This window comes from Brucella intermedia LMG 3301 (assembly GCF_000182645.1).
Classification (GTDB): domain Bacteria; phylum Pseudomonadota; class Alphaproteobacteria; order Rhizobiales; family Rhizobiaceae; genus Brucella; species Brucella intermedia.
This window is the reverse complement of record NZ_ACQA01000001.1, coordinates 725,601-745,501: the sequence shown is the minus strand read 5'-3', so window position 1 is coordinate 745,501 and position 19,901 is coordinate 725,601. Positions and strand designations below refer to the sequence as shown.

The window sequence follows — 19,901 nt, the reverse complement described above, 5'->3', positions numbered from 1 at the left end:
TTCAGACGGCAAAACTGAAGCCGTGCATCGTCTCCCTGCGAAATTCATCAAAAGCAGCAGCAACCAGACGGATCAGCGGCTTGCCGTCGCTTGTCGCGCTGATGACCCCGCCACGGATTTCCACCAATCCGTCCGCGACCAGAGGGCGCAACAGGGCCATTTCGTCGGAAAACTCCACGCCCGGCGCCGTCATGTTCAGATCGACCCGGAAATTGCACATCAACGCTGTGATGATACCGGCGCGGATACGGTCGCTTTCGCGCATGGCATAGCCGCGAACCGTTGCAAGTTCACCCGCTTGGACGCGTTTTGAATATTGCGTCACGTCCGAGATATTCTGGGCATAGCCGCCGGGGAACTGCGAAATCGATGACGGACCCAGGCCGATCAAAGTCTGGCAGCGATCATCCGTATAGCCCTGGAAATTGCGGTGCAGCGTGCCGTTGCGCGCGGCAACGGCCAAACTGTCGTCCGGCAATGCATAATGGTCGATCCCCACAGGTTCATAACCGAAACCGATGAAGCTTTCCGCGACGACGCGCGCCTGCGCGAAGCGTTCATCGGCATCCGGCAGGAGGCTCGCATCGATGAGGCGCTGATTGGCGCGGCGCTGCGGAAGATGCGCATAGCCGTAGCAGGCAACGCGATCAGGCTTGAGCGCGGCAACCTTTTCGCAGGTCTCGCGCAATGTCTCCACCGTCTGCAACGGCAGGCCATAGATGAGATCGAAGTTGAGCCGATCGATACCGACTTCGCGCAGAAGGCTCGCGGCCTTGGCAACCGTCTCTATCGGCTGGATGCGACCGATGGCTTTCTGAACCTCGGCGTCGATATCCTGCACGCCGAGGCTGGCGCGATTGACGCCCATGAGCGAAAGCGTACGGGCGAGCTGTGGCGTGACGGTGCGCGGATCAAGCTCGATGGCATGTTCCATCTCGGGCGAAAAGTCGAACGCCACGCGCAGTGCAGCCAGAATGCTGGTAAACTGGCGCGGGTTCAAGATCGAGGGCGTCCCCCCGCCCCAATGAAGATGGACGACGTTCGGCCGCGCGGTCAAGCTCTTGCTGACGGTCTCGATTTCGCTCAGCAGAGCGGTACAGAAATTCTCGACCACATCGTTGCGGACAGCCATTTTTGCGTGGCAACCGCAGTAATGGCACAACTGCCGACAATAAGGCACATGGATGTAAAGGGAGACACTTTCCTCCGGCCCGATCTGGCGCAGCCAGCGATGCGTCGTCTCGACACCTACCGGTATGAAATCCGCAGCCGTTGGAAAGGATGTATATCTGGGAACCGCCAACGCCGCGTAGCGTCTTATCGCTTCTTCATGCATAGCGCGTCCACCTTAAGCGTTGGGCGCTCCGGCGAAGCCCGTCCGGGGATACGCACACCCGAACCGGGGCGACATTCTGCGGGGCAAGACGGCATGATGCGGCAAGGAAGCCCGCATGCATGACAGCCGATATTGCAATTCCCAGCCACAACAGCACCTGTTTTCCCCATTCTGAACGGCGCGACCCTCAAGGCCGCGTCAACTTCCATGGTCAGGAATAGGCTGTTCCGCCGGACTCCGCATTGATTTGAATCAACGCAAATAGGCCCGGCGATGGCTCGAAATCAGAGTATTTTCTCAGAAATTTTGCTGGAAAGCCCTAAAGGCTCTCCGGGTCCATTCCCGCAACAGCCGCCAGCGACCGGCGGGACAGGATTTCCACCGTATTGGCGTCTATCAACTGAATCAGGCCCTGGGTTTTCAGCTTTGTGAAGCTGCGGCTGACGGTTTCGATCGTCAAGCCTAGATAGTCGGCAATGTCGGTACGGTTCATCGAAAGATGAACGGGGTTGGGCTTCTCACCGCGCTTTTCCGCACGGGCGGAAAGAACCAGTAGGAAGCTCGCGAGCTTTTCCACCGGCGCAAGGCGACCGAGAACCAGTTGGTTGTCGCGCGCCGTGCGAAGTGCGGCCCGCGTCATCTGATGCAGGCGCTCCTTCAGCCTGGGAAAACGCTCCATCAGGTCGTCCATTTCCCTGGTGGAAAAGGCGCACAGGACCGATGGCACCACAGCCTCGACCGACTGGGAGTAAGTCTCGTCGTCAGCCAGACCGAGATAATCGCCGGGGAACAGGAAACCCGCAATCTGCCGACGCCCATCGGGAAGCGACGTATAGATGCGCAGCATACCGGAAGTCAGGCTGAAGACACGACGCTTCGGCTCGCCCTCCTCCACCAGCTGCTCATTGGCATCAAGCCGCTTGGAGGTCATGATTGCTTCCAGAGCGCCGAGATCCCCATCGTCCAGCGCAGCACAAACCGCCATCCGCCGAACATCGCAATCCACGCATACCCCACATGGCGCACGATAAGGCGACCTGGGATCGAATATGATAGGCGCTACACTCACGATGGAATCCTGTTTACGGGGCCGGAAGGGTGTCTTCGCGACACCCCCTAAATAGGTAACTAGAACGCGTCCCGCAAAGCGGAATTTCGCCGCAGGGGTGTATCCTCCCCTGCAGCGTGTGGAAAGCCGTCGGCTGGCCTGCTTAAATGTTGCGGCTACCGGGCTTCACAGCCGGTATTGCAGCAAGCTCCGGCGGCAATTTATCCGCGGGATAGGCTGGAACTTCATATTCGGCGAGCGAAATCAACCTCGTGCCGACATCGGCCTTTCCCGCCGAGCGGTCGACGATGCAGGCCGCAGCCACGACTTCGATACCGAGGTTCTTCATGCAGTCGATGGTTTCGCGAATGGAAAGCCCTGTCGTGACGATATCTTCCACGATGACGACGCGCGCGCCTTTCGGCACATCGAAACGCCGCAGGCGGAACACCCCGTTCTCGCGCTCCACCCAGACCGACGGGACGCGCAGATGACGCGAGGTCTCATAGGAAGGAATCAGGCCGCCAATCGCCGGGCCGACCACGTAATCGATGGCCCCGAGATTGGCCGCCTCGATTTTTGCCGCCAGTGCCTTGCAGAGCTTTTCCGTCTTGTCGGCGTGCATGAAAACGCGCGCCTTTTGAAGAAAAACGGGGCTGCGCAGGCCTGATGTGAGAATAAAGTGGCCTTCAAGGATCGCTCCCGCTTCGCGGAAGACGGCAAGCACATCTTCGGTGTTCATCTTAGTCCTATCCGTTCACGCGTTTCGCGCCGCTGACGCTCGCGCTTTCTTTCAATTGGGAAATGATACGGTTGAGATGCTTGAGGTCCCAAACCTCGACATCGATAATCATCTCGGTGAAATCCGGTGCGGTGCGCACCATGGAAAGATTGTGAATATTCGCGTCGTTGGCCGCCACAATCTGCGCGATCTCGGCCAGCGAGCCCGGCGAGTTGATGGCCGACACGCTGACGCGCGCAGGGAAACGCTCGCTCATCTGCTCGTCAATGTCCCAGCGCACATCGATCCAGCGCTCCGGCTGATCGTCATAGGCTGTCAGCGCGGGCGACTGGATCGGATAGATCGTGATGCCGGCGCCCGGCTGAAGAATACCGACGATACGGTCGCCGGGCACAGCACCTTCCGGGGCGAAGCGCACCGGCAGGTCCGAATTGGTACCGCGAATCGGCAATGCCTTTTTCCCCGGTTTCGGCGCGGTGTCGGCATCGGACTTTGTCGCGTCCTCACTGCCCTCCGGCACCTTGAATATCATGCCGGCTGCATTCTGAATGTTGAACCAACCCTTCTCGCCGGTCTTGGCCGGGTTGTTCTGGGAGGTCACGCGTGTATCCTGGTAGTCGGGATAAACAGCCTTGACGACATCGGTCGACGGCAGTTCACCGCGGCCGACTGCGGCCAGCACGTCCTCGACATCCTTGCGGGCCAGACGGGGCAGCCCCGGCTTCAGGATATCCTTGCTGAATGGCTTTCCGGCGCGCTCGAAGGCGCGTTCGAGAATGCGCATGCCCAGTCCCGAATATTGCTTGCGGACTGCCGAGCGCGTTGCGCGGCGGATGGCGGCGCGCGCCTTGCCGGTCGCGACAAGCGATTCCCAGGCGGCAGGAGGAACCTGTGCCTTGGAACGGATGATATCCACTTCGTCACCGTTCTTCAGCTCGGTCATCAGCGGCATGATGCGGCCATTGACCTTCGCCCCGACGCAACTGTCGCCAATGTCGGTATGAACGGCATAGGCGAAATCGATCGGGGTCGCGCCGCGCGGCAAGGCGATGAGACGGCCTTTCGGCGTGAAGCAGAAGACCTGATCCTGAAAAAGCTCAAGCTTGGTGTGTTCGAGAAATTCTTCCGGATTGTCGCCTTCGGAAAGCTGTTCGATCGTCTGACGCAACCATGCATAAGCATTGGTCTCGGTGGAGATCTTGTGCGGATTGTTCGCGCTGCCGCGATCCTTGTAGATCGAGTGGGCGGCGACACCGAATTCGGCGATCTCATCCATTTCGCGCGTGCGAATCTGCAACTCGACACGTTGGCGCGACGGACCGATGATAGTGGTGTGGATCGACCGGTAATCGTTCTGCTTTGGCGTGGAGATATAATCCTTGAACCGGCCCGGGACCATCGACCAGGTCGTATGGATAAGACCAAGCGCCCGATAGCAATCCTGCACCGTATCCACCATGACACGGAAGCCGAAAATGTCGGAAAGCTGCTCGAACGACAGCCCCTTTGTTTCCATCTTGCGGAAGACGGACCAGGGCTTTTTCTGGCGGCTCTTCACACTGGCCTTGATGCCGTGCTTTTCAAAAATCTCGGACAGGTCCTTCTCGATCTTCTGCAGCAGGCCGCGATTCTTTTCCAGAAGTTCTGCCAGACGATCCGTAACGGCGCGCCATGCATCCGGGTTGATATAGCGGAAAGCAAGTTCTTCAAGCTCTTCGCGCATGTCCTGCATACCCATGCGGCCAGCAAGCGGCGCATAGATATCCATCGTTTCCTCGGCGATGCGCAGGCGCTTGTCTTCCCGCATCACGCCCAGCGTGCGCATATTGTGCAGACGGTCCGCCAGCTTGACGAGAAGCACGCGGACATCTTCGGAAATCGCCAGAAGCAGCTTGCGGAGGTTTTCCGCCTGCACAGCCTTCTTTGAAACGAGGTCGAGCTTCTTGAGCTTGGTCAGCCCTTCAACGAGCTTGCCAATTTCGGGGCCGAAAAGCTGATCGATTTCCTGTCGGGTTGCTGTCGTGTCTTCAATCGTATCGTGCAGAAGGGCGATCGCAATCGTCGCTTCGTCGAGATGCATATCGGTGAGGATCGCGGCGACTTCGAGAGGATGGGAAAAATAGGGATCGCCGGAAGCACGTTTCTGACTGCCATGCTTTTGCATGGCATAGACATATGCCTTATTAAGAAGCGCCTCATTCACGTCAGGCTTGTATCGCTGTACACGCTCCACAAGCTCATATTGGCGCATCATCTACGAAAACTCCCTTTGGAAACCGATACTTGCATGCATACGCGGCAAACGTATCGGGCATTCTGACCCAAAATCGCCGAAAATCGAACAATTCTCGACATTCAGGTTTGATTTTCTGCCGACAATATTAATTTCCGGCGGAAATGGCCCGTCATTAAAGGGGTGCGCATCCACTCGACCCACAAAGGATGCCTCCACCCACCGAAACTGCGCGCCTGCCTTTCCGAAAATCGCAACCGATAGTTCAAGCTGTCACCGGCGCATAAAAACATGCGCCACGACCGGAAAGTCGCAGCGCATGCAAAAAGAATTAATCCAGAAGACGATCAGAAATCGTCGTTCTTCTCTGGCGCAACGAGGCCTTCGATACCGGCGAGCAGCTCTTCTTCCGACATGCGGTCGAAAGTAACCACATCTTCCTCAGCGGCTTCGGCAATGCCTTCCGCGACGTCTTCCGACGAAGAGGCGATCTGTGCAGGTGCAGCCGCTTCCGGCTCATCGACTTCCACATGCTTCTGCAGCGAGTGGATGAGGTCTTCCTTCAGATCGTCCGGCGACAGGGTTTCGTCGGCGATTTCGCGCAGGGCAACGACGGGATTCTTGTCGTTGTCGCGGTCGATGGTGATCTGTGCACCCTGGGAAATCTGGCGAGCACGGTGACCAGCCAGCAGAACCAGCTCAAAACGGTTCTCGACCTTATCTACGCAGTCCTCAACAGTGACGCGGGCCATGCGCGGTCCCTTTCATTTCTCGAACTTTAATGGATTTTTCCCCACATAACGCGTGTGGAGCCAAATTACAAGCAAAAGCGGAATTGCTCGTGCATCGCCGCATGAAATCTGCCAAAACAACGTCAATTTCATGGATTCGCCTCATAAAACACGGCGGCGCGTCAAAACGGCACAATATTTTATAATCTCGAACGCGATTACTGAGACAAGACTCCCTTACTGGTAATTTAGCGGGGGCAAATAACAACCAATGGTTGCTTGTTTTTCTGTGATATGTCCTTAGAAGGCAATAAACGCACTGGTAAATTTCGATACCACCCGCCGTTTAGAAAACAAACTGAATAAGCGGTCGCCGGTCCACTCCCGTCCGGCCGTAGAGTGGATATATTGCACGATGTTCGATTCTCGTGAAAAGATTGCGCTTTTTATTGATGGCGCCAATTTATACGCCGCCTCCAAGACCTTGGGGTTCGATATTGATTATCGGAAGCTTTTGAAGGCGTTTCAAAAGCGTGGCTATCTGCTCCGCGCTTATTATTACACTGCCCTTGTTGAAGATCAGGAATATTCCTCGATCCGCCCGCTGATCGACTGGCTGGATTACAATGGCTACAAGGTCGTCACCAAGGCTGCCAAGGAATTCACCGATTCCACCGGACGCCGCAAAGTGAAGGGCAACATGGATATCGAACTGACGGTTGATGCCATGCAGCTCACCGATACAGTCGACCATTTCGTTATTTTCTCCGGCGATGGCGATTTCCGGTCGCTCGCTGAAGCTCTCCAGCGCAAGGGCCGCAAGGTTTCGGTCGTCTCAACCCTCACCACCCAGCCAGCCATGATTTCGGATGAGCTGCGCCGCCAGGCCGATCATTTCATCGATCTGGTCTCGCTCAAGGCCGAGATCGGCCGCGATCCATCAGAACGTCCCCCGCGCCGCCAGGATGATGATCTCGACGAGAGCTATTGACGCCATCGTCGAGCCGGTTCATGCAAGGGCATGATTTCCGAACCATCTCCCAACTGTCACATCTGCCCGCGGCTGCACGCCTTTCTGCAAGAATGGCGGCGCAAGGAGCCGTCATGGCACAACGCCCCGGTTCCTCCGTTTCTTCCGGCAGATGACACCGATGTCCGGCTCCTGATTGTGGGACTGGCACCGGGCCTGCGCGGCGCCAACCGGACCGGGCGTCCCTTTACCGGCGATTATGCCGGCGATCTTCTCTACAGCACTCTGTCCGAATTCGGATTTGCGACCGGCAAGTTCGAGGCGCGTCCGGACGACAGCCTGCGGCTGCTGGATGCCAGCATCGTCAACGCGGTACGCTGCGTCCCACCGGAAAACAAGCCAATCGGCTCCGAGATCAATAATTGCCGCCAGTTCCTGTCGCCAATGCTGACCCGGTTTCCCAATCTGCAAGCCGTTGTTACGCTTGGAACGATCGCGCATCAATCAACCGTTCGTGCACTCGGCGCGCCGGTTGCGCGGCACCCCTTCGGCCACGACAGGGCAAGCGACATTGGCACCTTGCGTATTTTTTCCAGCTATCACTGCTCACGCTATAATACGAATACCGGGCGACTGACGGATGCCATGTTCCGCACCGTGTTCCGGAATGTGCGGGATTATCTGAATCAAAAGAGCGCCTGAGGCGCTCTTTCTACATTCCGGTGCTCAACCGCGGTCCCGCAGCAAGCGAGCCTTTTCGCGATTCCAGTCGCGCTTCTTTTCCGTCTCGCGCTTGTCGTGAGTCTTCTTGCCTCGCGCCAGCGCCAGTTCCAGCTTCGCGCGGCCACGATCATTGAAGTAGAGCTTCAACGGCACCACGGTCATCCCCTCCCGGGACACGGAATTGAAGAGGCGGGACATTTCACGCTTGCTGATGAGCAGCTTGCGCAGGCGCCGCGGCTCATGATTGAAGCGATTGCCCTGCGTATATTCCGGAATATAGGAATTGATGAGCCAGAACTCGCCATTTTCAAAGCTCGCATAGCTTTCCGCTATGTTGGACTGATTGGCGCGCAACGACTTGACCTCGGTGCCTGTCAAAACGAGACCGGCTTCGAGCGTATCGAGGATTTCAAAATTGAAGCGCGCCTTGCGGTTTTCCGCGATGATCTTGCGCACGGGAGAATTCTTAGGCTTGTTCATGATGGCACCATATAATGTGCAATGCCTGAAATGAAAACGCTCCCGAAGCTACGGGAGCGTAAAAATCAGCGAAAGCGGCAAAGTTTGCAGGTCAGTTGACCAGACCCGCATGTTTCATGGCCTGATCGATCTTCTCTGCCGTCGCGGCTTCCACCGTCACCATCGGCGAGCGCAGTGCATTTTCCACGCGGCCAAGTCGCGACAGGGCATATTTCGGACCCGAGGGATTCGGCTCGATGAAGAGCGCCTTGTGCAACGGCATGAGGCGATCCTGCAATTCAAGCGCCCTCGCGAAATCGCCCGCCTGACATGCATCCTGAAATTCGGCGCAAAGACGCGGCGCGATATTGGACGTCACCGAAATGCACCCTACCCCACCATGGGCGTTGAAGCCGAGCGCAGTGGCGTCTTCGCCGGAAAGCTGGATGAAGTCCTTGCCGCAGGCTGCGCGCTGTTCCGAAACGCGCTCAATCTTGCCGGTAGCATCCTTGACGCCCACGATGTTCTTGTGGTCGCGAACAAGGGCGCCCATCGTTTCCGGCGTCATGTCGATGACCGAACGCCCCGGAATGTTGTAGATGATGAGCGGAATAGAGATTGAGCGGGCCACGCGCGAGAAATGTTCGTAAAGACCCCGCTGGTTCGGCTTGTTGTAATAAGGCGTGACGACGAGAACGGCATCGGCACCGGCCTTTTCGGCATGCTGCGCCAGTTCGATCGCTTCCACCGTATTGTTGGAGCCGGCACCGGCAATGACCGGAACGCGGCCAGCCGCAACTTCGATGCAAACCTCGATGACGCGCTTGTGCTCGTCATGCGAAAGGGTCGGCGTTTCGCCGGTCGTGCCAACCGGAACCAGTCCTTTGGTACCCTCTTCGATCTGCCAGTTTACAAATGCGCGAAAGGCTTTCTCGTCGAACGCTCCTTCGGAATCGAATGGCGTGACAAGCGCGGTAATTGAGCCCTTCAGCATTAGTGAACTCCTGAAAAAAGAAAGACGGGACCTCATTCCGCAGTCATCTTGGGCATGTGACCGGGTCGAGGCGTTGCACAATAGTCTTGCAGCACGAGTGGAGCAAGCGGGGTATGCTGGCAAAACAGGCGCAATGCGGCAGTTTTGCGGCAAAATTTGTTGCCGGTTCCGTGCGCTGCCAATGATACGCCGGGATTGATTAAAGGAACATCAAGCGTCACGCAGTGGCCGCGCCCCGCAGAGGTTGTAGATAACGCTTTGTTAAGGAGAGATTCATTCCTTGAGCCTAACCTCGACGGAGAAATCGACGGCCTAAAGCCCGGCTAAGAAAAGCCTGATTTCAACAACATATTGCGCATCAACCAAGTCTTTGTTCTAGTTAGCCAATGTTAAAACAAGCCGCAGCGATATCCCTGACGAAAAAGGCACTCCTCGCGAGTTGCTTTATTGCGGTTGCCTTGCAGCCGGTGATTTCGCTTGCACAATCGTCGCTGCCGTCGGATATTCCAACCCCGCTCGCGCGCCCATTTGCACCGACCGCGACACATCAGTCGCCGATGAATCTGGTGACGCCGAAACCCCGTCCGGCTACGCCCGACCCGGTTGTGACATCGGCGGTCGGACGCATGGAAAATCCGGCCACCATCGGCGGAACGCTGAAAAGCGGGCTCGATGCTCTTTCTTCTCGTGATGCAGCAAGTGCGATCGCGTTTCGCAACGCCATGCCGCATGGGTCGCTTGACCGTCAAATCCTGACCTGGGCGATTGCCACTTCGGGCCTCGACGGTGTGCCGAGTGCGGAAATCGCTGCAGCAGCGACGGATCTTCGCGGCTGGCCCGGAATGTCGGCTCTGCGCAGCAATTCGGAACGGGCCCTCTTCAAGGAAAATCCGGCGCCCGCCACGGTCATCGCCACGTTTGGCAACAGGCGTCCACAAACGACCGAAGGCATGATCGTTCTCGCCCGCGCCTATGTCGGCTCCGGCAATGCTGGCAAAGCGCGTGAACTACTTTCACCATGGTGGGCTACGCAGCGCCTTTCTGCCGATGACGAGCAAAAGATCCTGAAAGAGTTCTCGGGCGTCCTGACGCGTGAGGACCATCAGCGCCGTATTCTGCGCTCGCTCTATAATGACCGTATGCAATCGGCAAAATTACTTGCAGGTCCGGCGCAGGCTCAATCGCTCTACAACGCCTTTGCGGCAGTTGCACAAAAATCTCCGAACGCAGCCAAGGCGATAGCGGATGTCGACCGCAGCTGGCAGGGCAATGCCGCCTACCAGTTCCTGAAGATTCGCTATCTGCGTCGCGCCGAACGCTTCAACGAAGCCACGGACCTCATGCTGAAAGCGCCGCGTCAGGCCTCGGCACTGGTCGATCCGGATGCCTGGTGGGTGGAGCGGCGTATCCTGTCGCGGGAACTGCTTGATCAGGGCAAGCCGCAACTCGCCTACAAGGTGGTTTCGACCCACGCAGCCGAATCCCCGACAATGGCGGCAGAAGCTGAATTTCATGCCGGGTGGTATGCGCTCCGCGCCCTGAACCAGCCAAAGACTGCTGCACCGCATTTCGCAAGGATCGCGGAAATTTCCTCGCGTCCCATTTCCGCATCGCGGGCTTTCTACTGGCTCGGAAGGTCGGCTGAGGCGGGCAGCGGCGGCGATGCGCGCGACTTTTATCGTCGCTCCGCTCATTTCGGCACGACATTCTACGGACAACTTTCAGCAGCCAAGCTGAACGAAAGGGCACCGGAACTCATTTATCCGAAACCGACCGACGCGGATCGTACGCGCTTTGCCGGTCGCCCTGCTGTGCAGGCAATCAAGCGGCTGGAACAGGTCGGTTACAGCAATCGTGCAACTGCGCTCTTTAACCAGCTTTCGCAGGAACTCGACAGCGTGGGCGAACTGGCCCTGCTGGCGGTCATGGCCGAACGCAACGAAAATCATTATCTGGCGCTGCGCGTCGGCAAAACCGCTGCATTGCGCGGTCTCGATGTCGGCGCTCTGTCACATCCGCTCGGTGCAATTCCTGCTACCGCCAATATAAGCGGGTCCGGCAAGGCCCTCGCCTATGCAATCGCGCGACAGGAAAGCGAATTCAACGTCGGTGCCGTTTCAAAGGCCGGTGCACGCGGCCTCCTGCAATTGATGCCCGCAACAGCGAAAAGCGTGGCGACCCGTAACGGTATGAGCTTCTCCGCGCCGCGTCTAACCACGGATGCAGGCTACAACGCGACGCTTGGCGCCCACTTCCTCGGAGAACAGCTCGACCGCTTCAACGGTTCCTATGTGCTCACCTTCGCCGGTTACAATGCCGGCCCTCGCCGCGCATCGGAATGGGTCGAGAAATATGGCGATCCGCGTGGGAAGCCTATCGATCAGGTCGTGGACTGGATTGAACGCATTCCCTATTCGGAAACGCGGAACTATGTTCAGCGCGTGATGGAAAACTACGAGGTATATAAGGCTCGCCTGACCGGGAGCGCCGATATCCAGGCTGACCTGATCCACGGTCGGCGTTAGAGTTGGTCCTGTTTAACAGAAGCGCCGGAAGTATCGCATTATCCAACGCAAAACCGTTTCACACTTTTGCTGGAAATGCTCCAAGCGAAAATACAAGACAAAGAAAAAGCAGGCTATTCGCCTGCTTTTTTTGTCCGTCGCGGCCTGGGTTTGGCCGGCGCCTTTCGGGGCTTGTCCGCCTGCTTGGCGCTCGCTTTGTTCGCTGCATTTGCCAGTTTTGCAGCTTGCGCGACCCAATCCTCGCGCTCCACGCGGCGCGGGAAGCCAATATTTCGCTCAATCCAGCGCGACTCTTCATCGTTCCAGCTGGCAATCTGGTCATAGTGAAATACGCCGATACCGTTGAGCAAACCCTGAACAGCCCTGCCGATACCTTTTATGACGGTGAGATCGTCGGCTTTTCCACGACGCGCAGCTTCAAGAAGCTCCGGACGGCCCGGATCGAGAACCGGTTCCGCATCTGCGTCAGGGCTTTCGGCCTCCAAGGGCCAACTTCCAACCACTTCTGCCTCAGGTACAGCTTTGACCGGAATCGTCTCCGGCTCGCTCGGCTGTGTTGAAGCCTTGGGCTCTTCAGCTTCAGCCGGTGCTGCAGCTTCCTTGGGCGTTTCCGGCTTCTCGTCGACAGGCAATGTAGCACGTGCTGCGGCAATGATTGTGCGTTCGCTATCCGGGACAGCAGCGTTTCTCCGCCTCAGAAAGCGGCCCAGAAGGCACCCGATAATAAAAGCGACGGCAACAAGAACAGCCAGTTGAACAATCAGCAACGGCATATGGTTTCCTCGTACTCCAAATTACTCAAGCCCGACGAACATAGTCGCCGTCAATTTTCCCTGCCCCAAATTTGCAACCATTACTTCGAACCGGTCAGCCAGCCCACGACCGCGCCGATCAGAACCGACACGACGAGAACCGGCCAAAACGATACAGCTAGATAAAGCATTGTCAGGTCCGCTTTCTATTCCGGAAACGGAACATATGCTCCGCTATGTCTATTCATAGTGCGAAAGGAAAGGCCCGAACAGGCGAGCTGTCAATTCCGAACAGAAAACTGGCGGAGATGAACTCCAAATCAGATCAGCCTGCCTCACTGCTGAAGCTCGGCTTCGCCAATCTCAACCTGTCCGGCCGTCAGGCCGAAAGGGAGCGGCGAATTCAATCGGGACTCGAGCTTTTGATAGCTCGCCGTGTCTGCTGCCCTGCCCTTGATCGAAATATTGCGATCAGAAATCCCGATCTCCCCTTCCCGCAATCCCGACAGAAGTTGCAAGGCAAACTCCACCGAATCAGCGAAGTCCGGTGGGCTGCCGCGACCCATTGCCATTTGGTCATCAAGCGGAATGCCCGGAGCCGCACTTTCGGCGGCAGTCATGATTCGGTCTCTGACATCATTATCTGGAACTGAACCGGACAGGATTATTCCGTCAGCACTCTTCCTTATCTGCAACGCATAGGGCGACACGAGCGGCAAAACACTCGTCAGATCGGTGATCTCGCGAATCCCCCATACATTTGCCAGCGCATCCTGCGCCGCAGATTGAGCCTCTGGATCGGGAGCAATGCCCTTCAGCGTCACATCGCGGCCGTCCACATCCAAGCCCGTCCACACGAATGGAGCAAGTGCTGCGCCGGTCCGCGTCGCAATATCCGTCTCGACCCGGTCGGCCCCGAACCAGAGCGCAAGCGCTGTCAGCGCTGCGGTCCATGTCATGCCGGGCCAAAACCATTTGAACATATCGGGGCATCTCCACGCTGGGAATGATGGGAGGTGTAGCGACGAAACACGTATCGTCTCCTTCTCCGTACAAAGACCGAGTTTTCGGTGAAAGCAAGATCACAACCGTGAAAATCAATAAACAAAAAACCCGGCAGCGATGCTGCCGGGTTCTTTTTGAACAATCCCGAAGGATTAGAACGAGCGCTGGAAGCGAACCATGCCCTGCCAGGCGTCTTCACCCTTGAGTTCGGAGTGCTTGTCGTTCCACTTGGTGTAGGAAACTTCCGGGGTGATGGTGAAGCCAGGAACCAGTTCGTAAGCAACGTTTGCGGTTGCAGCGAAGGTTTCTGCATCTTCGTAAGCGACCTGAACGTTGAAGGTAGCCTTTTCGGTTGCCTTGAACGCTGCGCCGCCCCAAACGGCCCAATCGCCGCCCCAGGTGCCGTAGAACGAGTCGATGCGGCGAATACCGCGCCAGCTGCCGTCAGCAAATTCCTGCGTGACGTAGTAGTTGTCGTCGTTGGACTTGTAACCACCCATTACCCAGACCGAGAAACGGTCGGTGATGTTCACGTCAGCGCGGACCTTACCAGCCCACTCTTCGTTGCGGGCGTCATAAGCGACAACACCTGCGATCGAACCCCAGCCGCCAGCGTACTTCAGGCCACCAACGACGTGCGGCGTGTAGTCCTTGAGCGTTACGTCAACGTCGGAGTCGCCGTTGCCGCCTTCTTCGAGCGACAGGATGGCCGAGAAGCCGTTGCCGCCGGTGAAGGTGTAGCTGATGAGGTTGGTGCGGTAGCCGCCAGCGAGGATCACGTCGTCGTTGATGACGTTGCCGAGGTAACCAGGGAAGGTCACGAAGGCCGATTCATCGAGACCAACGCGCAGGCCGCCGAGCTGGATGTAAGCGTAACGCAGCGAGCTGTTTTCGTTCGAACCGTAAGCGTATTCTTCGCCGTCACCGCCGCCGTTCCAGTTGTAACGCAGTTCGGTGAAGGTCTTCAGGGTGCCGAGTTCGGTTTCCGAAGCGGTCGAGAAGCGAAGCGTTGCACGGGCGTTCTTGCCCCAGGTGTCGCGCTCGACGTCGCCCAGCGAACGAGCGTAAACGCGATCGCCGCCCGTAGCGTCGTAACGAACATAGCCATGAATACGCAGGCAGGTTTCGGTGCCTGGGATGTAGAAGTAGCCGGCGCCGTAAGCATCGCAGACGCGGACATATTCAACGGCTTCTGGCTCTGGCGCGACGATTGCGTCGGCAGCCTGAGCGCCGGAAGCTGCAACCAGAGCTGCAGCGGAGCCAAGGAGAAGGCTCTTGATGTTCATTTCTGACCTCCAGTCAAAGTTAAAAATGGGTCTGGGCATTCTGATTTGGCTGAAGGACAACCTGTCCCCATCCCCTTTTGAAAAAGTCACCCCGAAGCGCTCCTTCTTCTGGATGTGAAGATACTCGCCCGCTTTCTCGTTTCAACATCGAATGCACTCTCCCAACCTTTCTGGTGCTTCTATGAGGGAGCTCTGTTGCAGAAAAGACACGAAATTGCCCGTTTCCGGGCAGGGAGTTTAGGGTTTATTAACATGAGTAAATGGGAATTAACGGGTCTTAACGCTTGAAAACACGCGTTTTTTGGCATCGCCCCCACTTCAGGGAAGCGAATCCACGACTTCTGGCGTTCCAGGCGGAGAATATGTCAGACTATCGTCATGGGCCGCCACATTGGTCGAAACCAGGGCGAATCTTTCCTTCTTATGCGAGGCAAAACGACAGCGCCGGGCCGGACGAAAGCCGATGATTCCACGCACATTCCTGATCGCGTATATATAAAGTGCGATAATTCGCAGGAAATTTTGCCAGTTGGCGCGCAATTCGCTTGAAATGACAAAGCGTACCGGCTATCTCGCCCTTACCGGAGAGGTGGCCGAGTGGTCGAAGGCGCTCCCCTGCTAAGGGAGTAGACCTCATAAGGGTCTCGTGGGTTCGAATCCCATCCTCTCCGCCAGTTGCTCCACGCACATTCCCTCACAAGATCAGATCCAGATTCGCTTCCTCGCGTGCGATTATGCGCCTTTTCGCACCGTATCAGCCGCGCGATCGACTGGCAGCCGATTTCCTGACTTTTTGCGCCTTGGTTTCCGAAATCCGACAACCGTTTGAAATATATAGTTTATTTCCAAAACCTCCGATTCTTGACTGGAGGTCAGAAATGAACATCAAGAGCCTTCTCCTTGGCTCCGCTGCAGCTCTGGTTGCAGCTTCCGGCGCTCAGGCTGCCGACGCAATCGTCGCACCAGAGCCAGAAGCCGTTGAATATGTCCGCGTCTGCGATGCTTACGGCGCCGGCTACTTCTACATCCCAGGCACCGAAACCTGCCTGCGTATTTCCGGTTACGTTCGTTACGACGTAAAGGGTGGCGATGATGCCTACTCCGGCGTTGAACTGGGTGGTTGGGTAAAGCGTGCACGTTTCGCGCTGCGCACCCATACTGCGACTGAAACGGAACTGGGTACTCTTCGTACGTTTACCGAGAACCGCTTTCAGTGGGACGCTGTTCCGGGCAATCTCGGTGACACCGGCTTTGAAGGCTATGGCGCTGACCGTCAGTCGACGACGTTGCAATTCGCTTATATCGAACTGGGCGGCCTGCGCGTAGGTCTCGACGAATCGTCGTTCCATACCTTCACCGGCTATCTTGGCGATGTCATCAACGACGACGTTGTAGCTGCGGGTGCTTATCGTACGGGCAAGATTTCTTACACCTTCACCGGCGGCAACGGTTTCTCAGCGACTGTTGCTCTGGAAGAAGGCGGCGAAGGCTATGTCGTCAATGATTATGTTCCGCATGTCGTTGGTGGCGTGAAGTACGCCGGTGGCTGGGGCGCGATCGCAGCTGTGGTAGCTTATGACTCCGTAATTGAAGAATGGGCAGCCAAGGTTCGCGGTGACGTAAACCTCACCGACCAGTTCTCTGTCTGGGTGCAGGCTGGATATTCCTCGGAAGAGTCTAACGATCAGATGTATGGTCAGTGGGGCGGTGACTGGGCCGTCTGGGGTGGCTTGAAGTACAAGGCCACTGAAAAGGCTGTCATCAACGTTCAGGCTGCATATGAAGACTGGGGCAAGACCGCAGTTACAGCAAACGTTGCCTATCAGCTGGTTCCAGGCTTCACCATTACGCCTGAAGTTTCCTACACCCGTTGGGATGATGACCATCCGCTGCGTGTCACCAAAGATGCGTTCCAGGGCATGCTTCGCTTCCAGCGCTCGTTCTAATCAGGTCGACGCTTAGGCGAAAAGCGCCAACGGGAAACCGTTGGCGCACATTCATTTGAAACGATGCTCACGAACGCGTGAATTTTGATCCTTCAGAAATGGGGATTTCGAAAAGGATCGAAAACCGAGGGGAGTGACGGGGGACGACAAAAAGTTGGGGGCAAATACGGTCTTTTAGAAAGGTCCGAGCATGTCTCCGCATAAAGTTAGCTCACTTATCTTGTGCTCTGAGAATTATTTCATTAATTGTGCGTCTCATAAAGCTATGGGGGGCGTGCAATGATCGTCGTTGGGGAAACGAAGATCGACATGGGCGACAAGTTTACGCCGATAGTCGACTACCACTTAAAGTACACATCCAGCAAAAGTCCGAACCACCGGCTTGTCGAACAATTTTCGGTGGCGGAACTGACGGGGAAATACATCAACATCCTGTGGGATGATGGATCACACAAGTATAATGTGAAGTCGTTTCTCGGCGAAATTGACGAGATTCTGAAAGGCGAGCGTTTTTCAGGTTTCGATCAGGAAATGCTTGACTCCGTCATCGGTTCGCTCCGTGAGCGCGGCAACAGCAATGCAACCATCAATAGAAAGATGGCTGCGCTGAGCAAGCTGCTGCGAAAGGCGCATAAGATGGGAGATATCTTCAATTTACCGGAGTTCGTCCGGCAGAAAGAACGGGTCGGACGCATCCGATTCCTTGAATATGAGGAAGAGAAGCGCCTGTTCGCCGCGATCAAATCGCGATGCGAAGATAGCTACCGGCTTTCCCTATTCCTTGTCGACACGGGTTGCCGTCTCGGTGAAGCAATCGGCGTTACCTGGAACGATGTTCAGGATCAGCGGGTTACCTTCTGGCTCACCAAGTCGAATCGTAGTCGCACTGTCCCCCTCACCCGGCGTGCACGAAAAGCAGCACATATCCCGCATGAGAAGCTCAAAGGTCCCTTCTCGATGCTCAATCAGGTCCGGTTCCGCCAGATCTGGAATGAAGCAAAGATGGAGGTTGGGCTGGGCACCGACGATCAGGTCGTTCCGCATATTCTGCGTCATACCTGTGCCTCCCGTCTGGTCCGGGGCGGGATCGATATCCGTCGCGTTCAGATGTGGCTGGGCCATCAGACCCTGCAGATGACCATGCGTTATGCGCATTTGGCGACACACGATCTCGATTCATGCGTGAAAGTGCTCGAAGTCCATTGAAACACCTTGGAAAGCTGCGAAACGGTTTTCGGAAGATGTGAGACGGCTATCGGCTGGAATTCATTCCGTCGAACTGATCAAAATGCGTCCGGTGCGACTTCAACACTGTGGGGGATTTGACGGCCAACTGGGTTGGTGCGGCAGTGATAATGGCGATGCCCATATTCGGACCCACGTCCGGATCATTCAGTTTGGGTGGATCTCGAGTTCACTCCGTTCGAACGACTGCCAGCCTGATCGTTGCTTGATAATTCAGTCGACGCAGAATCATTGTGATGGCACCGGCCAATACAAGTTGCTATGCCTTTCTCACCGGAACAGGCGCGGTGACTGACAGCATTATCGGTCGCTCGACTTGTCCGCATTTACAGGACTGAGAATCGACTGGAAATCGTCATGGGATCGCCTCTCCTTACACCGCTCGTTGCAAACCTGCCGTCTACCGTTCCATTTACAGGTCCCGAGACGCTTGAGTTGCAGCGTGGAAAGCCATTCAAAGCGCGAATCGGCGCGAATGAGAGCAGTTTTGGGCCTGCGCCTTCCGTTCTCGAAGCCATTCAAGCTGAAGCAGGCGAGATATGGAAGTACGGCGATCCTGAAAATTATGAGCTGCGTCACGCAATTGCGGCACATCACGGTGTAAAGCCCGAAAATATCATGCCGGGAGCCGGCGTGGATGCTCTGCTTGGCCTTGTGGTCAGGCAATATGTTCGGGAAGGCGACAGGGTCATCAACTCGCTTGGTGGCTACCCGACTTTCAACTACCACGTTGCCGGTTATGGCGGCAAATTGGTCACTGTTCCCTATATCGATGACAAGTCCGACCTTGACGGCCTGCTTGATGCGGCGCGCAAGCAAGATGCAGCGATTTTGTATCTCGCCAACCCTGATAACCCGATGGGGACCTGGCATGAGGGTTCGGATATCCAGTCCTTCATCGAGCGTGTGCCGGAAAGCACGCTGCTCATTCTCGATGAGGCCTATTGTGAAACAGGGCCTGCATCCGCTTTCCCGCCCTTCGAAACCGACCGCCAGAACGTCCTTCGTATGCGCACCTTCTCCAAAGCCTATGGCCTTGCCGGGATTCGGTGCGGCTATGTTGTGGGCAGTGCCGAAGCCATCAAATCCTTCGATAAGATTCGCGATCATTTCGCGGTGAACCGGCTTGCACAGACGGCAGCTATAGCTGCCCTCAAGGATCAGGCCTACCTGAACGTCGTGGTTGCGAGAATACAGGCCGGGCGGGACCGTATCGCTCAAATCGCCGAGGCCAATGGCCTTTCAGCCATTCCATCCGCCACCAATTTTGTCGCCGTCGATTGCGGCAGGGATGGAGCGTTTGCCACGGCAGTTCTCAACGGGCTCATTGCGCGGGACATTTTTGTCCGCAAACCCGGAGCTCCGATTCTGGAACGCTGCATTCGCGTGAGTGTCGGCGTTGAAGAGCAGCTCGATCTCTTCGAGGCTGCCCTTCCTGCAGCTTTGGAAGATGCCCGCAAGCACGCAGACATTCGCGAAACTGCCCGAACGGTGGAGGTCCAAATTGCAGAAACGATCCGATAGCTGGCCTCAGAGTATTCTTTTCAGCACGCTTGCCGGCTTGTGCGGCGCATTTGCGATTGCCGCTTATGCAGGTGCTGCACACGGAGGAGAGAACCACCTGGGCACTATTGCTCCGCTGCTTCTCGGCCATGCGCCTGCCTTCCTCGCGCTGTCGCTGATTGTACCGGCAAGCCGCGTCGCTTATCTGGGCGGGGCATTGCTCGCTCTCGGCCTCGCCTTGTTCTGCGGTGACCTCTTCATGCGCGACATGACGGGTGACCGGCTTTTTCCGATGGCCGCACCGACCGGTGGATCATTGATGATTCTTGGTTGGCTGGTCGTCGCAGTCGCCAGTTGGTTCTCAAGAACCAAATAAAAAGGGGCCGAAAGGCCCCTTCTCGTT

The 19,901-nt window shown here is 56.7% G+C and carries 17 protein-coding genes and 1 tRNA gene; 8 read left to right on the top strand and 10 right to left on the bottom strand.

Going from position 1 to position 19,901, the window contains the following annotated elements:
* Position 1: 1 nt before the first annotated feature.
* From hemN to rpoZ, 5 genes are all read right to left on the bottom strand, one after another.
* Positions 2-1,336, bottom strand: a complete 1,335-nt coding sequence (gene hemN, locus OINT_RS03465; RefSeq protein ID WP_006466383.1) for an oxygen-independent coproporphyrinogen III oxidase — start codon at positions 1,334-1,336, stop codon at positions 2-4.
* 319 nt (positions 1,337-1,655) lie between these two features.
* The gene (locus tag OINT_RS03460) at positions 1,656-2,321 is read right to left on the bottom strand and encodes a helix-turn-helix domain-containing protein (RefSeq protein WP_210268934.1); all 666 of its coding nucleotides are present in this window, start codon (positions 2,319-2,321) and stop codon (positions 1,656-1,658) included.
* Positions 2,322-2,547: 226 nt separating this feature from the next.
* Complete coding sequence (gene pyrE / locus OINT_RS03455; protein ID WP_006466381.1) at positions 2,548-3,126, bottom strand: orotate phosphoribosyltransferase; 579 nt, start codon at positions 3,124-3,126, stop codon at positions 2,548-2,550.
* 7 nt (positions 3,127-3,133) lie between these two features.
* Positions 3,134-5,380, bottom strand: coding sequence for a RelA/SpoT family protein (locus OINT_RS03450; RefSeq protein ID WP_006466380.1), 2,247 nt, complete (start codon positions 5,378-5,380; stop codon positions 3,134-3,136).
* A 326-nt stretch (positions 5,381-5,706) separates the two neighbouring features.
* Positions 5,707-6,111 (bottom strand): DNA-directed RNA polymerase subunit omega, encoded by a 405-nt coding sequence (rpoZ, locus tag OINT_RS03445; protein WP_006466379.1) that lies wholly within the window; start codon positions 6,109-6,111, stop codon positions 5,707-5,709.
* Positions 6,112-6,505: 394 nt separating this feature from the next.
* On the opposite strand from rpoZ, the gene OINT_RS03440 reads away from it, so the two are divergent.
* On the top strand, positions 6,506-7,081 hold the full coding sequence (locus OINT_RS03440) for a LabA-like NYN domain-containing protein (protein ID WP_006466378.1): 576 nt from the start codon (positions 6,506-6,508) through the stop codon (positions 7,079-7,081).
* A 30-nt stretch (positions 7,082-7,111) separates the two neighbouring features.
* Positions 7,112-7,762, top strand: a complete 651-nt coding sequence (locus OINT_RS03435) for a uracil-DNA glycosylase (protein ID WP_006466377.1) — start codon at positions 7,112-7,114, stop codon at positions 7,760-7,762.
* Between the two features lie 24 nt (positions 7,763-7,786).
* On the opposite strand, the gene smpB is transcribed toward OINT_RS03435, so the two are convergent.
* Positions 7,787-8,263: an SsrA-binding protein SmpB gene (smpB, locus tag OINT_RS03430; RefSeq protein WP_006466376.1), complete on the bottom strand. Its 477-nt coding sequence runs from the start codon at positions 8,261-8,263 to the stop codon at positions 7,787-7,789.
* Positions 8,264-8,354: 91 nt separating this feature from the next.
* Positions 8,355-9,236: a 4-hydroxy-tetrahydrodipicolinate synthase gene (gene dapA, locus OINT_RS03425; protein WP_006472309.1), complete on the bottom strand. Its 882-nt coding sequence runs from the start codon at positions 9,234-9,236 to the stop codon at positions 8,355-8,357.
* Positions 9,237-9,622: 386 nt separating this feature from the next.
* On the opposite strand from dapA, the gene OINT_RS03420 reads away from it, so the two are divergent.
* Positions 9,623-11,761 (top strand): lytic transglycosylase domain-containing protein, encoded by a 2,139-nt coding sequence (locus OINT_RS03420; protein WP_006466374.1) that lies wholly within the window; start codon positions 9,623-9,625, stop codon positions 11,759-11,761.
* Positions 11,762-11,874: 113 nt separating this feature from the next.
* Here the strand turns inward: OINT_RS03420 and OINT_RS03415 are convergent, their stop codons facing one another.
* From OINT_RS03415 to OINT_RS03405, 3 genes are all read right to left on the bottom strand, one after another.
* Positions 11,875-12,534 carry a hypothetical protein gene (locus tag OINT_RS03415; protein ID WP_006466373.1) on the bottom strand — a complete coding sequence of 220 codons (660 nt, stop codon included), beginning with the start codon at positions 12,532-12,534 and terminating at the stop codon, positions 11,875-11,877.
* A gap of 314 nt (positions 12,535-12,848) precedes the next feature.
* The gene (locus tag OINT_RS03410; RefSeq protein WP_006466372.1) at positions 12,849-13,496 is read right to left on the bottom strand and encodes a BON domain-containing protein; all 648 of its coding nucleotides are present in this window, start codon (positions 13,494-13,496) and stop codon (positions 12,849-12,851) included.
* Between the two features lie 174 nt (positions 13,497-13,670).
* A complete protein-coding gene (locus OINT_RS03405; RefSeq protein ID WP_006466371.1) occupies positions 13,671-14,804 on the bottom strand; it encodes a porin in 1,134 nt (377 codons plus the stop codon).
* Positions 14,805-15,387: 583 nt separating this feature from the next.
* Here OINT_RS03405 and OINT_RS03400 point away from each other — a divergent pair.
* The 5 genes from OINT_RS03400 (at position 15,388) to OINT_RS03380 (ending at position 19,874) form a co-directional block, all read left to right on the top strand.
* Positions 15,388-15,478 (top strand) — tRNA-Ser (locus OINT_RS03400).
* A 204-nt stretch (positions 15,479-15,682) separates the two neighbouring features.
* Positions 15,683-16,750: a porin gene (locus OINT_RS03395; RefSeq protein ID WP_021587881.1), complete on the top strand. Its 1,068-nt coding sequence runs from the start codon at positions 15,683-15,685 to the stop codon at positions 16,748-16,750.
* Positions 16,751-17,029: 279 nt separating this feature from the next.
* A complete protein-coding gene (locus OINT_RS03390; protein ID WP_006466368.1) occupies positions 17,030-17,956 on the top strand; it encodes a tyrosine-type recombinase/integrase in 927 nt (308 codons plus the stop codon).
* A 396-nt stretch (positions 17,957-18,352) separates the two neighbouring features.
* Complete coding sequence (locus OINT_RS03385; protein WP_006466367.1) at positions 18,353-19,519, top strand: pyridoxal phosphate-dependent aminotransferase; 1,167 nt, start codon at positions 18,353-18,355, stop codon at positions 19,517-19,519.
* Positions 19,500-19,874 (top strand): DUF423 domain-containing protein, encoded by a 375-nt coding sequence (locus OINT_RS03380; protein WP_006466366.1) that lies wholly within the window; start codon positions 19,500-19,502, stop codon positions 19,872-19,874. Before OINT_RS03385 ends, OINT_RS03380 begins: the two co-directional genes overlap by 20 nt.
* Positions 19,875-19,901: the final 27 nt, after the last annotated feature.

What these genes read in the sequence shown, in the direction of transcription:
- hemN (WP_006466383.1), bottom strand. Translation starts at nt 1,336, where the DNA reads ATGCATGAAGAAGCGATAAGACGCTACGCGGCGTTGGCGGTTCCCAGA.
- OINT_RS03460 (WP_210268934.1), bottom strand. Translation starts at nt 2,321, where the DNA reads ATGGCGGTTTGTGCTGCGCTGGACGATGGGGATCTCGGCGCTCTGGAA.
- pyrE (WP_006466381.1), bottom strand. Translation starts at nt 3,126, where the DNA reads ATGAACACCGAAGATGTGCTTGCCGTCTTCCGCGAAGCGGGAGCGATC.
- OINT_RS03450 (WP_006466380.1), bottom strand. Translation starts at nt 5,380, where the DNA reads ATGATGCGCCAATATGAGCTTGTGGAGCGTGTACAGCGATACAAGCCT.
- rpoZ (WP_006466379.1), bottom strand. Translation starts at nt 6,111, where the DNA reads ATGGCCCGCGTCACTGTTGAGGACTGCGTAGATAAGGTCGAGAACCGT.
- OINT_RS03440 (WP_006466378.1), top strand. Translation starts at nt 6,506, where the DNA reads ATGTTCGATTCTCGTGAAAAGATTGCGCTTTTTATTGATGGCGCCAAT.
- OINT_RS03435 (WP_006466377.1), top strand. Translation starts at nt 7,112, where the DNA reads ATGATTTCCGAACCATCTCCCAACTGTCACATCTGCCCGCGGCTGCAC.
- smpB (WP_006466376.1), bottom strand. Translation starts at nt 8,263, where the DNA reads ATGAACAAGCCTAAGAATTCTCCCGTGCGCAAGATCATCGCGGAAAAC.
- dapA (WP_006472309.1), bottom strand. Translation starts at nt 9,236, where the DNA reads ATGCTGAAGGGCTCAATTACCGCGCTTGTCACGCCATTCGATTCCGAA.
- OINT_RS03420 (WP_006466374.1), top strand. Translation starts at nt 9,623, where the DNA reads ATGTTAAAACAAGCCGCAGCGATATCCCTGACGAAAAAGGCACTCCTC.
- OINT_RS03415 (WP_006466373.1), bottom strand. Translation starts at nt 12,534, where the DNA reads ATGCCGTTGCTGATTGTTCAACTGGCTGTTCTTGTTGCCGTCGCTTTT.
- OINT_RS03410 (WP_006466372.1), bottom strand. Translation starts at nt 13,496, where the DNA reads ATGTTCAAATGGTTTTGGCCCGGCATGACATGGACCGCAGCGCTGACA.
- OINT_RS03405 (WP_006466371.1), bottom strand. Translation starts at nt 14,804, where the DNA reads ATGAACATCAAGAGCCTTCTCCTTGGCTCCGCTGCAGCTCTGGTTGCA.
- OINT_RS03395 (WP_021587881.1), top strand. Translation starts at nt 15,683, where the DNA reads ATGAACATCAAGAGCCTTCTCCTTGGCTCCGCTGCAGCTCTGGTTGCA.
- OINT_RS03390 (WP_006466368.1), top strand. Translation starts at nt 17,030, where the DNA reads ATGATCGTCGTTGGGGAAACGAAGATCGACATGGGCGACAAGTTTACG.
- OINT_RS03385 (WP_006466367.1), top strand. Translation starts at nt 18,353, where the DNA reads ATGGGATCGCCTCTCCTTACACCGCTCGTTGCAAACCTGCCGTCTACC.